This is a genomic window from Sandarakinorhabdus rubra, from assembly GCF_010994245.1.
Lineage (GTDB): Bacteria > Pseudomonadota > Alphaproteobacteria > Sphingomonadales > Sphingomonadaceae > Sandarakinorhabdus > Sandarakinorhabdus rubra.
In genome coordinates this window covers 1-13486 of the sequence record NZ_WMHO01000051.1, presented here as the reverse complement: position 1 = coordinate 13486, position 13486 = coordinate 1, and the positions used below count along the sequence as shown (strand labels likewise).

Genomic DNA, 13486 nt, shown 5'->3' with positions numbered 1-13486 from the left:
CCTCGACCGCACCGATCCCGCCCTGTTCGCCGCCAGCGTGGCGCGTGGCCGCCGGCCGCTGCCGCTGCTCAGAAGCGAGGGCCCGCCGCCGCCGCCGACCCAGCCCAGCGGCGAATTCAGGCTGCCGGCCGATTTCGGCAAGGGTGGCGCGGCCTCTTCCGCGCCTGTCACCCCGCCCGCGACTGCATTGCCGGAGGCTGCGCCACCTGCCAATCCGCCGCCCGCCACGCCGCCCAAGGCCACGCCGCCCAAGGCCTCGGCGCCGCCGGCCATGAAGCCACGATCCGGCAGCAAGCCACTGGTGGTCATTGATGCCGGCCATGGCGGCAAGGATGTCGGTGCCATTGCCGTGACCGGCGGCTATGAGAAGGATGTCACGCTGGAGATCGCGCGTGAGACGGCGCGCCTTCTGCGGGAGCGCGGCAAGGTTCGGGTCCGGCTGACCCGCGATGATGATCGCTTCATCCCGCTGGGCGGCCGGGTGCGCATCGCACGCGAGGCGAGGGCCGATCTGTTCATCTCCATTCACGCTGACAGTGCGCCGAATGTCGAGGCCCGCGGCGCGTCCGTCTATACGCTGTCGGCCGTGGCCAGCGACGCCATCGCCGAGCGGCTGGCGGCACGCGAGAACAAGGCCGACATCATCGGCGGCATCAACCTCAGCGTCGAGGCGCCGGAGGTGGACGAGATCATGGTCGACCTGGTGCGCCGTGCCACTGGCAACGTCTCGGTGCAGTTTGCCGAGACGCTGCAGACCGCACTGGAGACCGAGGAGGTGGGCTTTCGCGGCGAGTTCCACCACTTCGCCGCCTTTGCAGTGCTGAAGGCGCCCGATGTGCCATCGGTTCTGCTCGAAACCGGCTATGTCACCAACAAGGAGGACGCCGAGCGGCTGTTCTCCCGCGAGGGCCGCCGGCAGCTGGCGCGCGGTATCGGCAGGGCCATCGAACGCCACCTCGCCGGCGGGTGAGCCCTTTCCTCTTCGGCGCCTCGCGGCTATCCCATCGGCGTGACCCGCCCCCGCCTCATCCTGTTGCTGCTGGCCGTGCCGCTGCTGCTGGCCGGTGCGCTCTGGTGGCAAGCCACGAAAGGGCTGCCGACCGAGGCCGAACTGGCGGTGTTCACCCCTGCCTTGCCGTCGACCGTCCGCGACGTGAACGGCGAGCTGGTCACCAGCTATACCCGCGAGCGCCGCATCTTCCTGCCCTATGCAGAGACGCCGCCGCTGCTGGTGCAGGCCTTCATCTCCGCCGAGGACAAGACCTTTTTCGAACATGAGGGCATCGACTGGGCGGGCATCGCCAATGCCGTCGTCACCAACCTCGCCGGGCTGTTCGACGATCGCCGGCCGGTGGGCGCCTCCACCATCACCCAGCAGGTGGCGAAATCGCTGGTCGGCAACGAGGTGTCGCTGTGGCGCAAGATCCGCGAAGCGATCCTGGCGCGGCGGCTGGAAGCGGCGCTGAGCAAGGAGCAGATCCTCGAGCTTTACCTCAACCAGATTTTCCTTGGCCGCAACGCCTATGGCGTGGAGGCGGCGGCCCAGGCCTATTTCGGTCGCTCAGTGGAGTCGCTGGGCCTGCCGGAAATCGCCTTTCTCGCCATCCTGCCCAAGGCGCCCTCCACCTATGATCCCATCCGCCGCGCCGAGCGGGCGCTGGCCCGGCGCGATTATGTGCTGCGCCAGATGGCGGCCAACGGCTTCATCAGCGAGGCCCAGCGCGCCGCTGCCGCTGCCGCACCGCTGGGCGCCATGCCCAACCGCGCGCTGCCACGCCCGCGCGACGATTATTTCATCGAGGAGGTGCGCCGCACCCTGCTGGCGAAGTTCGGCGAGGCGCAGGAGGATGGGCCCAACAGCGTCTATGGCGGCGGGCTGTGGATCCGCACCTCGCTCGACCCGGTGATGCAGGCGGCAGCAGAGCGGGCGATGCGCGACGGCATGGCCCGTTACGAGGCGGGGCGGGCGTGGCGCGGTCCGCAGGGGCGGATCGAGACTGGCAGTGGCTGGCAGGCGCGCCTGTCGGGCGTGTCGGTGCCGCTGGGCTATGACAATTGGCGCAAGGCCGTGGTGCTGGCGAAGTCCGGCAACGACAGCCAGATCGGCTTCACCGATGGCAGCACCGGCACGTTGGCCGGCCGCAACGCAGCGCGACCCTATCGCCAGACCGGCCGTTCGGCGGCGCAGGCGCTGCGGCCCGGCGATGTGATCGTGGTGACCTCCACGCCCGGCGGGTGGGCCTTGCGGCAGCCGCCGGAAGTGTCGGGCGGCATGGTGGTGGAGGAGGTGGCCAGCGGCCGGGTGCGCGCCATGGTCGGCGGCTTCGATGCCAGCGCCCAGGCCTTCAACCGCGCCACCCAGGCCAACCGCCAGCCCGGCTCCACCTTCAAGCCGATCGTCTATGCAACCGCGATGGACAATGGCTTCACGCCGGCCAGCATCGTGGTCGATGGCCCTTACTGCGTGTTCCAGACCAGGCTGCTCGGCACCAAATGCTTCCGCAACTTCGGCAACCAGCGCGGCGCTGGCGCCCAGACGCTGCGCTGGGGCCTTGAACAGTCGCGCAACCTGATGACCGTGCGGGTCGCCGATGCCACCGGCATGGAGCGCATCGCGGCCCAGGCACGCGCGCTGGGCATCGGCAATTATCAGCCGGTGCTGTCGATCGCGCTGGGGGCAGGCGAGACCACGGTGCTGAAGCTCACCAACGCCTATGCCCAGATCTTCAACCAGGGCCGCCGGCTGGAACCGGGCCTGATCGATTATGTGCAGGACCGGCAGGGCAAGCTGATCTGGCGGCGCGACACGCGCGGTTGCCCGGGGTGCAATGCGCCCGCCTGGAATGGCGGGCCGATGCCGCGGCCGCAGGGGCGGGTGGAACAGGTGATGGACCCGCGCACCGCCTATCAGATCGTCCACGTGATGGAGGGTGTCATCCAGCGCGGCACCGGCACGGCGCTGCTGCCGCTCAACCGGCCATTGGCGGGCAAGACCGGCACCACCAACGGCCCCAACGACGTGTGGTTCGTGGGCGGCACTCCCGATATCGTTGCCGGCCTCTATCTTGGTTATGACCGGCCGCGCCCGATGGGAGGCTATGCCCAGGGCGGCACGCTGGCGGCACCAATCTGGCGGCAATGGGCGCAGACCGCGCTGAAGGACTGGCCGACGCTGCCGTTCGTCATCCCGGCCGGCGTGCGCATGGTCCGCATCGACCGGCGCAGCGGCACCCGCGTGTTCGGCGTCTGGCCGGATGCGAGCCCGCGCCCGGCGGTGATCTGGGAGGCGTTCAAGCCCGACAGCGAGCCGCGCCGGGTGGTGAAGGGCGATGATCTGTTCGCCAACAGCGGTGGGCGCGTGCGGTCCGACGCGCAGTTCCTCGAACAGGAGGGCGGCATCTACTGAGCGGCTTGCCATCAGGGCAGCGCGCCAGTATCCGCACGGGCATGAGAGCCGAAGCCGAAAATGCCGCCCTTCAGATCAAGCAGGCGCTCGACCTGCTGAGGAGGTCTCTTTGACTGGGATCGCGCCCTTCGCCGCCTCGATGAGCTGAACGCCCGGGTCGAAGACCCGAAGCTGTGGGACAATCCCAAGGCCGCCCAGGCCCTGATGACCGAGCGTCGCCGGCTGGATGAGGCGATCACCGCCACGCGCTCCATCGAGCGTGATCTTGTCGACACGTCCGAACTGATCGAGATGGCCGAAGCCGAGGGCGACGAGGCCATGGCCGAGGATGGCGTTGCCGCGCTGAAAGCGCTGGCGCTGCGGGCCGAGAAGGACAAGGTGGCCGCCCTGCTGTCGGGCGAGGCCGACAACAACGACAGTTACATCGAGATCAATTCCGGCGCCGGCGGCACCGAGAGCCAGGACTGGGCCTCCATGCTGCTGCGCATGTACCAGCGCTGGGCTGAAAGCCACGGCTACAAGGTGGAGATGATCGATTACAATGCCGGCGAACAGGCCGGCATCAAGAATGCCACGCTGCTGGTGAAGGGCGCCCAGGCCTATGGCTGGGCGAAGACCGAAAGCGGCGTGCACCGGCTGGTGCGCATCAGCCCCTATGACAGCGCGGCGCGCCGCCACACCAGCTTTGCGTCGGTGTGGGTCTATCCGCAGGTTGATGATGACATCGAGATCGAGGTGAAGGAGGCCGATCTTCGCATCGACACCTATCGCGCTTCGGGCGCCGGCGGCCAGCACATCAACACCACCGATTCGGCGATCCGCATCACCCATATCCCGACCGGTGTGGTGGTGGCCTGCCAGTCCGAACGCAGCCAGCACAAGAACCGCGCCACCGCGATGAAGATGCTGAAGGCCCGCCTCTACGAGCGCGAACTGGCCATCCGCGAGGCCGAAGCCGCCAAGACCGAGGCCGCCAAGACCGACATCGGCTGGGGCCACCAGATCCGCTCCTATGTCCTCCAGCCCTACCAGCTGGTGAAGGACCTGCGCACCGGCGTCACCTCGACCAGCCCCGACGACGTGTTGAACGGCGAGCTCGATGCCTTCATGGCCGCCGCTCTGTCGCAGCGGGTGACCGGCGAGACCGTGACGGTGGAAGACGTGGACTAAGCGCCAAACTGGGCCTGGTAGCGCGCCAGGCCGGCGTCGAGATCGGCGATCAGATCGTCCACCTCTTCCAGCCCGATCGACAGGCGGATGATGGGGCCGGGCAGGGAGGTGGTTGTCGCGGTGCGGATGCGGTCAAGCTCGACCGGCAGCACCAGCGATTCGAAGCCGCCCCAGGAAAAACCGATGCCGAAGTGCCGCAGCTCGTCGATCAGCGCGGCGGTGTGCGGCCGGCTGCCCTGCTTCAGCACGAAGGCGAACAGCCCGGTGGCGCCGGCAAAATCACGGGAAAACAGGGCATGTTGCGGATGCGAGGGCAGCGCCGGATGCCACACACGATCCACCGCCTCGTGTGTCTCCAGCCAACGCGCGATGGCGAGCGCCGATTGTTCGTGCCGGTCGAGCCGTAGGTTGAGGGTTCTGAGGCCGCGCAGCACCAGCGCGCAGTCATCGGCCGAGACATGGTGGCCCAGCCGATAGAAGGCCGCCTTCAGCTTCGGCCACATCGCGGGCGTGGCCGTGGCGCTGCCCATCAGCAGGTCACTGTGCCCGGCGACATATTTGGTTAGCGCCTGCACGCTGATGTCCACACCGAGCGCCAGTGGCTGCAGGCGCAGCGGCGTCGCCCAGGTGTTGTCGATCACCGTGGTGATGCCGCGGGCCCGCGCAATGGCGGTGATGGCCGGCAGATCCTGCACTTCGAAAGAAAGGGAGCCAGGTGATTCCAGCAGGATGGCACGGGTCTTTTCAGAAATTGCATCAGCAATCGCGTCGCCGCAGCAGGGATCATAATAGCGTGTGGTGATGCCCAGCCGGCCAAGCAGATTGTCGGCCAAGGTGCGGGTTGGTTCGTAGGCGCTGTCGCTGACCAGCAACTCGTCTCCCGCATCGAGACAGGCGATGAGACTGGCAGCGATGGCCGCGACGCCGGACGGGAACAGCTTGGTGCCGGCCGCGCCCGGTTCGAGCTGGGTCAGCGCGTCTTCCAACGCCCAGTGTGTCTGGGTGCCGCGCCGGCCATAATAGAGCCCGGCATCAGGGTCCTTCAGGGCGGCGTCGAGATCGGCGAGGCTTTCGAACAGGATGGTCGAGGCCCGCGCCACCGGCGGATTGACCATGTCGTGGGCATGGGCCCGCCCGGCCTGCGCCAGTTTCGTGCCCGTGCCCAGCGCCGACAGATCGGTGAGCGGCGGTCGCCGGGCAGTCACGCGCCGGTCACGACCGGGGTGTGCGGGCTGGCGCCCCATTCGCTCCAGCTGCCATCATAGATGGCGACATCGGGCTTGCCGACCAGCGCCGCGCCAAAGGCCAGCACCGGCGCGGTGATGCCGGAACCGCAGGTGGCCACCAGCGGCTTCGCCAGATCGATGCCGGCGGCGTCGAACAGCGCCTTGATCTCGGCCGGCGGCTTGAACGTGCCGTCTTCCTTGAACATCGCCGAATAGGGGATGTTGGCGGCGCCGGGCATATGGCCGGGGCGCACGCCGGGGCGCGGATCGGCCTCGGCACCGGTGAAGCGGGCGACCGAGCGGGCGTCCACCACCTGTTCGGCGTGGGTGCGCAGATTCTCGGTCATCTGCGCCATGTCGCGCACCAGCTTCTTGTCGGCCCAGACGGTGAAATGGCGGTGGCGCACGATCGGCTTGCCGCTCTCGATCGGGCGGCCTTCCGCCTGCCATTTGGCGAGCCCGCCATCGAGGATGGCAACTTCGTGCGCACCGAACAGGTTGAGCATCCACCACACGCGCGCCGCCGAATGCAGCGGGCTGTTGTCGTAGACGACGATGCGGCTGCCATCGCCCAGCCCCAGCGCCTGGCAGCGCGAGGCGAACTTCTCCGGCGGCGGCAGCATGGTGGGCAGCGGGCTCGACGTGTCCGACACGTCCTCGATGTCGAAGAACACGGCGCCCGGGATATGGGCGGCCTCGAATTCGGTGCGGGCGTTGCGGCCGTGGGCGGGCAGGAACATCGTCGCATCGATGATCCGCAGGTCCGTCTTGCCCATTTCTGCGGCAAGCCAGTCCGTGGACACCAAGAGATCCATCTGTCACTCCCAACCGGCGCGGCGGCAGAATCGGCGCAGGGTTTTTGCGCGCCGGGCCAAGCCTTCCAGAGGCGTGACATAATTGCGCACATCGCGCATGTCACCCCCGAAGCACAGGAAAGATTACAGGACGGAGAGAAAATGGTGGACGTGTTGCATCTGGGCCAGACCTCCAGCCTCCCGGCCAGCCCGGAAGCTGCGGTGCTCGACTATCCGCCCAATCCGCGACCGGGCGCGCTCTACCTGGTGCGCTTCTCCTGCCCGGAGTTCACCTCGCTGTGCCCGGTCACCGGACAGCCCGATTTTGCGCACCTGGTGATCGATTATGTTCCGGATAAAACCATCGTTGAATCAAAGGCCTTGAAGCTATTCGTCGGATCATTTCGGAACCATGCCGGGTTTCACGAGGATGTGACCGTGGGCATCGGCCAGCGCCTGGTGGCGGAAATGCGCCCCCAGTGGTTGCGCATCGGCGGTTACTGGTATCCGCGCGGCGGCATTCCCATTGACGTGTTCTGGCAATCGGGCCCGCCGCCGGCCGGCCTGTGGCTGCCGGACCAGGGGGTGCCCGGTTATCGCGGCCGGGGTTGAGAGCTGAGTCGGGTCAGGGGATGCCGGTCAGCTTGTGGGTCTGCAGGCTGAGCCTCCACTGCGGGTGTGCCAGGCAATAGGCGATGGCGGCCTGGATGTTTTCGGCCTGGCGTGGGCCATCCATCGGCTGCAGGAAGAAGTGGCGGAAGGCCAGGCCGGCAAAGCGCTCCGGCATCGCCTTGGGCTGTGGGTAGACCAGCTTCAGCTCGTCGCCTTCGGTCAGCGCCAGCGGCGCATCGGCCTTGGGTGACACGCAGATCCAGTCGATGCCGGACGGCGGCACCTGTGTGCCGTTGGTTTCGATGGCAATCGCAAAGCCGCGCGCGTGCAGCGCCGCCACCAGCGGTTCGTCCAGCTGCAGCAGCGGCTCGCCGCCGGTGCACACCACCAGCCGGTGCGCCTGAGTTTCGCCCCAGCAGGCGGCGACCGCTTCAGCCAGGGCTTGCGCCCCGGCAAACTTGCCGCCGCCCGGGCCATCGGTGCCAACGAAATCCGTATCGCAGAACGTGCACACGGCGCTGGCGCGGTCCTGCTCCCGGCCCGACCACAGGTTGCAGCCGGCAAAACGCAGGAACACCGCGCGCCGCCCCACTTGCGCGCCTTCCCCCTGCAGGGTGAGGAACAATTCCTTCACCGCATAGCTCATGCTGCCGGGTCCGCGATTCCGGCTTCCGCAAAGCCCTTGGCGCGCAGCCGGCAGCTGTCGCACAGGCCGCACGACCGCCCGGCCGGTGTCGGGTCATAGCAGGACCAGGTCAACTCGATCGGCGCGCCGGCAGCGCGGGCGGCATGGACGATCCCGGCCTTGTCGAGCTGCATCAGCGGCGTGTGCACCCTGAAGCGCTCACCTTCGACGCCGGCCTTGGTGGCGGTGTTGGCCATGGCCTCGAAGGCGGCGATGAAGTCCGGCCGGCAATCGGGATAGCCCGAATAGTCGAGCGCGTTGACCCCGATGAAGAGGTCGCGTGCGCCGGCGGCTTCCGCCCAGCCCAGCGCCACCGACAGGAAGATGGTGTTGCGCGCCGGCACATAGGTGACCGGGATGCCGGGCTCGACACCGGACTTGGGGACATCGATGGCAGAAGTGAGCGCCGAGCCGCCAAAGCCGGTGAGATCCAATGGCAGCACGATGTGCCGCTCGACCTCCAGCGCCGCAGCGACGCGGGCGGCATGGTCCAGTTCGATGCGGTGGCGCTGGTTGTAATCGATGGTCAGCGCCAGCAGCAGCCAGCCTTGCGTTTTCGCGATGGCGGCGACCGTGGTCGAATCGAGCCCGCCCGACAGCAGGACGACAGCCTTTTTCATGCCGCGATCCCGAACACCCGGCTGCAGAACTGGCAATCGACCGCGATCAGGCCCCGCGCGTCGCGCATCTCGGCGCGCTCGGTTTCCGGAAAGCGCATCAGCACATCGCGGATATGCGCCGCCGAACAGCGGCATCCCTTCACCGGCACCGGCCCCGGCACCACCCGCACCTCTTCCTCGTGGAACAGCCGCCACAGCAGGGCCTCGCCCGACAGGTCGGGATCGGTGAGCTCATCCGGCGTCGTGGTGGCGGCCAGGGCCTCAATATGCTGCCAGTCGGGATGCTGCTCGCCGGCGTCGAGCCGTTCGCCGCCGATCTCGGCGCGGGCCAGATGCTGCACCATCAGCCCGCCGGCCAGCCAGCCCTGTGTCATGTCACCGGCCACGCCGACCCGCAGCAGGGTGGGCAGCTGCTCGGACTGGCCGAACCAGGCCCCGATCGCCTCGGACAGGCTCACGCCTTCCAGAGGCACGATGCCCTGCCAGCGCTCGTTCGACACCGCCTGCTCAACCGTGATGGCCAGATGGCCGCTGCCGAACAGCGCGGGCAGCGACATGCCCTCTGCAACCTCGGCCTGTTCGTCGTGCTTGAGGTAGCCGCGCAGTTCGCCGGCCCGCCAGTCGCAGGCCAGCAGCTCGACCGGGCCACCTTTGGCCTGGGCCTGCACGGTCACCTGCCCATCATCCTGCCGCATCGAGGCGCCGACCAGGGCCGTGAGAGTAAGCGCCTCGGCCAGCAGGCGGATCAGCGGTTCGGGATAGGGGTGGGCGGCGAGGATGGCATTCAGTGTCGCATCGAGGCGCACCACCTGGCCGCGCGCGCTGCGCCTGGGGACCATGAAGCCCAGGGTGCGGTCGGCGGTGGGGGCAATGCCTTCGCCGCGCGGCAGGTCGATGGTCATCCGATCTTGTCCAGGCACCAGAGCAGGATCGCCTTCTGGACGTGCAGACGGTTCTCCGCCTCGTCCCAGATCGCCGATTGCGGCCCGTCCATCACGCTGTCGGTCACCTCGTCGCCGCGGTGGGCGGGCAGGCAATGCAGGAAGATGGCGCCGCGGTTGGCGCGGGCCATCAGCGCATCGTTGACCTGGAACGGCCGGCAAGCGGCCATCTTGGCCTCGCTGTCCTTCTGGCCCATCGACACCCAGGTATCCGTCACCACCACGTCGGCGCCCACCATGGCCTCCTCGGGCGTGTGATAGAGGCCGATACAGCCGCCGCGCGCGCAGGCGGTGGCCATGATGCCGGCATCCGGGTCCATCCCGTGCGGCACGCCGACCCGAAGATCGAACTTCAGCAATGACGCCGCCTCGATCAGAGAGTTGGTCATGTTGTTGCCATCGCCAACATAGCCCCAGGTTGACCCCTCCACAGGGCGACCGGCGCGTTCTTCGAAGGTCATGATGTCGGCCAGCACCTGACACGGGTGGGTGAGATCGGTGAGGCCGTTGATCACCGGAATGGTGGCGAACTCGGCCAGCTGGTCGAGCTTGGCGTGGCTGCTGGTGCGCAGCATCAGGGCATCGACCATGCGCGACAGCACACGGGCAGTATCGGCGATGGTCTCGCCGCGGCCCAGCTGCATCTCGCCGGCCGAGGAGACGATGCTGCTGCCGCCCAGCTGGCGGATGGCCATGTCGAAGGAAAAGCGCGTGCGGGTGCTGGGCTTCTCGAAGATCATGCCGAGCACATGGCCGGCCAGCGGGGCATCGGCATCAACCTGGCCCTTGGGCCAGCCGGCGCGCAGCCGTTTGCGCCGGTGCGCTTCATCAAGGATGGCGCGCAGGCCATCCGGACCGGCCGGTGCAAGATCAAGGAAATGGCGCATCAACGATCTTCCGCAGCGCCCGCGAACCGGGCGCCATAATGTCAGGCGGCGGCGGCCGGCTGGTGGCTGGCGGCGGCGGCCGACAGGCGCTCCACGCATTCGCGGATCTCGGCCTCGCCGATGGTGAGCGGCGGGAGCAGGCGCACGACATTGTCCCCGGCAGCGACGGTGAGGATGCCATGGCTGCGGGCGTGGTTGACAAAGGCGCGACTGTCGCTCTTCAGCTTCAGGCCGAGCATCAGTCCCTGCCCACGCACCGAATCGAACAGGTGATCATGATTGGGGATCATCTGCTCCAGCGCCTGGGTCAGCCGGGCCCCCATCTCGGTCACGCGGGCGAGGAAGGCGGGCTCGGTGACGATGTCGAGCACCGCCTCGCAGGCCGCCATGGCCAGCGGATTGCCGCCATAGGTGCTGCCGTGAGTGCCGATCACCATGCCGGCCGCCGCGCGTTCGGTGGCGAGGCAGGCGCCGACCGGGAAGCCGCCGCCGATGCCCTTGGCGATCGCCATGATGTCAGGCGTGATGCCATAGAGTTCGTGCGCAAACAGCCGCCCGGTGCGGGCGACGCCGCACTGCACCTCGTCGAGGATCAGCAGCAGGCCATGCTTGTCGGCGAGCGCGCGCAGGCCCTTCAGGAACTCTTGGCTTGCCGGACGGATGCCACCTTCGCCCTGGATCGGCTCCACCATGAAGGCGCCCACCGTGTCGTCGATGGCGGCTTCGGCAGCGGCGAGATCATCGAACGGCACCACCTTGAACCAGTCAGGCAGCGGCTCGAAGCCCTTGCGCAGCTTTTCCTGGTCGGTGGCCGAGATGGTGGCCAGCGTGCGGCCATGGAAGGCGTTGGAGAAGGTGATGATGCGGTGCCGCTGCGGATTGCCGGTGGCATAATGATAGGAAAAGGCGGTCTTCACCGAGCATTCCACGGCTTCCGCGCCGGAGTTGGTGAAGAAGACCGTGTCGGCAAAGGTCAACTCCACCAGCCGCTGCGCGAGATGTTCCTGCGCCGGCACCTTGTAGAGGTTTGACGTGTGCATCAGCGTCGCCGCCTGCTTCTGGATGGCTTGCACCAGATGCGGGTGGCCATGACCCAGGCAGTTGACCGCGATGCCGCTGGCCATGTCGAGCCAGCCGCGCCCTTCGGCATCATAAAGATAACAGCCGTCACCACGCACCGGCGCCACCTCGCACCGGCCGTAAACAGGCATCAGCGGGCTGATCGTCATCGTCTCTTTCCCAAGCTTGCGTCTGGATGCGGACGCAAGAGAACGCGCGCGTTGCAATGCAAGAAGGCGGCCTTGTTCGACCGCCTTTCTGAGGCGGCTATAGCCGCTTGCTGCCCCCCTCTCAACCCCGCACGGCCTGCCGCCGTGCTTGTGCCAGCCCTGCGCTCTTGGCATGGCGGCATCATGGCTCATGAAGACGTGCTGCGCTGGCTGGCTGCCCATGCCCCCGATGTGCCGGTGATCGCGCCCGGTGCTTCCACCGCCACGGTGGCCGAAGCCGCGGCCGCCCTGGGCGTGGAGCCGGCGCGCATCGCCAAGACGCTGGCCATGCGAGTGAATGGCGCGGCGCTGCTGCTGGTGACGCGTGGCGATGCCCGGCTCGACAACCAGAAGGCGCGGGGCGCGCTGGGCGGCAAGCCCCGGATGCTCGACGCGCAGGAGACGTTGGCGCTGACCGGCCACGCGGTGGGCGGGGTTTGTCCGTTCGGGCTGGCCACCGACCTCCCGGTGTGGATCGATGTCTCGCTGAAGCCCTATGCCACGGTGTTTCCGGCGGCGGGCTCGCGCGACACATCGGTGGAACTGTCGCCCGATCGCCTCGCGGCCCTGGTCGCGCGGGGCTGGGTGGATGCCTGCACGCTTCCGGACGCGGGGCTGCCTTCCGTATAGGGCCGCACCAGCGCCGCCACGTCCACCCTGGCCTTCAGCCGGGCGGCAAGCAGATACATGCCGGCGATCTTCCTCTGGATGAAGAGGATGTCGGGCGGCGGCGCCGTCACATGTTCGCGCAAGGCCATCAGGCTGGCAGACTGGTCCTTCAGGTTGGCGGCCAGACCGCCGCCGCCGAAATCGAACGGGCCATCCATGCGCAGGGGGGCGAAGCCGTCGCGGGCCATGGTCAGGATGGTGGCCTCCATCGCCGTCGGGGCGGCGGGCGGCAGGATGCCGATCCCGGCCATGGCGGCAAGCAGACCCTGATCGTCGCCGGCCAACCCAGCCGCGAGCAGGGCGCGATAGCCTTCGCGGATGGCTGCGGGCACGTCGCGCGCGGCGCCGAAATCCAGCAGCACAAGCCGGCCGGAATTGAGATCATAACGATAGTTGGCGAAATTGGGATCGGTCTGCATCACGCCCCATTCGAACAGCTCGGCCATCAGGATTCGCAGCATCAGCGTCATCAGCCGGTCGCGCTCCGCCTGTGGCAGGGCGCTGGCCTTGTCGATGGCCACACCGCTCACGTGCCCCATGGCGAGGATGGTCGGTCGCGACAGGTCGGCCGCCAGCTGCGGCACCACGACATCAGGCCAGCTGGCGGCGAGCTGGCCGAAACGGGCGAGCATGCCGCCCTCGCGGGCATAATCGGCCTCTTCCTTCAGCTGGCGCTTGGCTTCGGCCAGCAGCGGATCAAGCGCGAAGCCAGCCGGCAACAGGCCCGACAACTTCACCAGGGTCGCCACGTTGTCGACATCGGCATCGATGCTGGCGGCCACGCCGGGATATTGGACCTTGATGGCAAGGTCGCGGCCATCAAGCGCCACCGCCCGGTGCACCTGGCCGATCGAGGCCGCCGCAATCGGCCGCTCGTCAAAACGCTGGAACTGGGCGCGCCAGCCCGGCCCCCAGCCGGCCACCAGCGCCTGTTCCAGCTGCGCCGGCGGCATCGGATCGGCCTCGGCCCGCAGCCGGCCCATGATCTCGGCCAGCTCGGGCGGCAGCACGTCGCCGCCATCCATGGAGATCAGCTGCCCCATCTTCATGGCAGCGCCGCGCAGCCGCGCCAGCTCATCGGCAAGGCGCCTGGCGTTGGCGGGGGTGAGCAGCAGGCTGGGCAGATCGGGTGTGCGGCCCTTGAGCACCTCGCGTGCGCCGCCGCCCAGCACATTGCCGGCAATGCCGCCGGCCAGCCGGCCGAAGCC

General features: G+C 68.2%; 12 protein-coding genes and 1 pseudogene. 5 read left to right on the top strand and 8 right to left on the bottom strand.

The features are described from left to right. The 3 genes from GJV64_RS04995 to prfB all read left to right on the top strand — a co-directional run. Positions 1 to 970, top strand: a 970-nt coding sequence (locus GJV64_RS04995; protein ID WP_164156177.1) for an N-acetylmuramoyl-L-alanine amidase family protein, incomplete at its 5' end; no start/stop codon positions are given. Positions 971 to 1009: 39 nt separating this feature from the next. Next, positions 1010 to 3406 carry a penicillin-binding protein 1A gene (locus GJV64_RS04990; RefSeq protein ID WP_235927601.1) on the top strand — a complete coding sequence of 799 codons (2397 nt, stop codon included), beginning with the start codon at positions 1010 to 1012 and terminating at the stop codon, positions 3404 to 3406. 41 nt (positions 3407 to 3447) lie between these two features. Then, positions 3448 to 4576, top strand: a protein-coding gene (gene prfB / locus GJV64_RS04985; RefSeq protein ID WP_164156176.1) for a peptide chain release factor 2 whose coding sequence is annotated in 2 segments (ribosomal slippage) — positions 3448 to 3516 and positions 3518 to 4576 — 1128 coding nt in all. Because the reading frame shifts where the segments join, the coding sequence is not laid out codon by codon here. Here prfB and metC read toward each other — a convergent pair. Further along, positions 4573 to 5820: a cystathionine beta-lyase gene (gene metC, locus GJV64_RS04980; protein ID WP_164156175.1), complete on the bottom strand. Its 1248-nt coding sequence runs from the start codon at positions 5818 to 5820 to the stop codon at positions 4573 to 4575. The genes prfB and metC overlap by 4 nt on opposite strands. Next, positions 5778 to 6617: a 3-mercaptopyruvate sulfurtransferase gene (sseA, locus tag GJV64_RS04975; RefSeq protein WP_164156174.1), complete on the bottom strand. Its 840-nt coding sequence runs from the start codon at positions 6615 to 6617 to the stop codon at positions 5778 to 5780. The genes metC and sseA overlap by 43 nt, the downstream gene beginning before the upstream one ends. Before the next feature lie 141 nt (positions 6618 to 6758). Here sseA and queF point away from each other — a divergent pair, with 141 nt between their 5' ends. Continuing rightward, positions 6759 to 7208 (top strand): preQ(1) synthase, encoded by a 450-nt coding sequence (gene queF, locus GJV64_RS04970; protein WP_164156173.1) that lies wholly within the window; start codon positions 6759 to 6761, stop codon positions 7206 to 7208. 13 nt (positions 7209 to 7221) lie between these two features. Here queF and queE read toward each other — a convergent pair whose 3' ends face one another. The 5 genes from queE to GJV64_RS04945 are packed head-to-tail and all read right to left on the bottom strand — an operon-like array spanning position 7222 to position 11570. Further along, entirely contained in the window at positions 7222 to 7854 is a 633-nt protein-coding gene (queE, locus tag GJV64_RS04965; RefSeq protein ID WP_164156172.1) for a 7-carboxy-7-deazaguanine synthase, read from the bottom strand. After that, positions 7851 to 8513, bottom strand: coding sequence for a 7-cyano-7-deazaguanine synthase QueC (gene queC, locus GJV64_RS04960; protein ID WP_235927600.1), 663 nt, complete (start codon positions 8511 to 8513; stop codon positions 7851 to 7853). The genes queE and queC overlap by 4 nt, the downstream gene beginning before the upstream one ends. After that, positions 8510 to 9415, bottom strand: a complete 906-nt coding sequence (gene hslO / locus GJV64_RS15580; RefSeq protein ID WP_164156170.1) for an Hsp33 family molecular chaperone HslO — start codon at positions 9413 to 9415, stop codon at positions 8510 to 8512. The genes queC and hslO overlap by 4 nt, the downstream gene beginning before the upstream one ends. Next, positions 9412 to 10344, bottom strand: a complete 933-nt coding sequence (gene argF, locus GJV64_RS04950) for an ornithine carbamoyltransferase (protein ID WP_164156169.1) — start codon at positions 10342 to 10344, stop codon at positions 9412 to 9414. The genes hslO and argF overlap by 4 nt, the downstream gene beginning before the upstream one ends. Before the next feature lie 38 nt (positions 10345 to 10382). Next, positions 10383 to 11570 carry an aspartate aminotransferase family protein gene (locus GJV64_RS04945; protein WP_164156168.1) on the bottom strand — a complete coding sequence of 396 codons (1188 nt, stop codon included), beginning with the start codon at positions 11568 to 11570 and terminating at the stop codon, positions 10383 to 10385. Between the two features lie 183 nt (positions 11571 to 11753). On the opposite strand from GJV64_RS04945, the gene GJV64_RS04940 reads away from it, so the two are divergent. Beyond that, positions 11754 to 12239, top strand: a complete 486-nt coding sequence (locus GJV64_RS04940) for a YbaK/EbsC family protein (protein ID WP_164156167.1) — start codon at positions 11754 to 11756, stop codon at positions 12237 to 12239. A gap of 308 nt (positions 12240 to 12547) precedes the next feature. Here GJV64_RS04940 and GJV64_RS15575 read toward each other — a convergent pair. Continuing rightward, positions 12548 to 13261 (bottom strand): annotated as a pseudogene (locus GJV64_RS15575) (ABC1 kinase family protein); the annotation flags it as partial. Positions 13262 to 13486 lie beyond the last annotated feature (225 nt).

Coding starts and splice junctions, on each gene's coding strand:
- hslO (WP_164156170.1), bottom strand. CDS start 9,415: ATGACCATCGACCTGCCGCGCGGCGAAGGCATTGCCCCCACCGCCGAC.
- queE (WP_164156172.1), bottom strand. CDS start 7,854: ATGAGCTATGCGGTGAAGGAATTGTTCCTCACCCTGCAGGGGGAAGGC.
- GJV64_RS04945 (WP_164156168.1), bottom strand. CDS start 11,570: ATGACGATCAGCCCGCTGATGCCTGTTTACGGCCGGTGCGAGGTGGCG.
- queC (WP_235927600.1), bottom strand. CDS start 8,513: ATGAAAAAGGCTGTCGTCCTGCTGTCGGGCGGGCTCGATTCGACCACG.
- metC (WP_164156175.1), bottom strand. CDS start 5,820: ATGGGGCGCCAGCCCGCACACCCCGGTCGTGACCGGCGCGTGACTGCC.
- sseA (WP_164156174.1), bottom strand. CDS start 6,617: ATGGATCTCTTGGTGTCCACGGACTGGCTTGCCGCAGAAATGGGCAAG.
- queF (WP_164156173.1), top strand. CDS start 6,759: ATGGTGGACGTGTTGCATCTGGGCCAGACCTCCAGCCTCCCGGCCAGC.
- GJV64_RS04940 (WP_164156167.1), top strand. CDS start 11,754: ATGGCTCATGAAGACGTGCTGCGCTGGCTGGCTGCCCATGCCCCCGAT.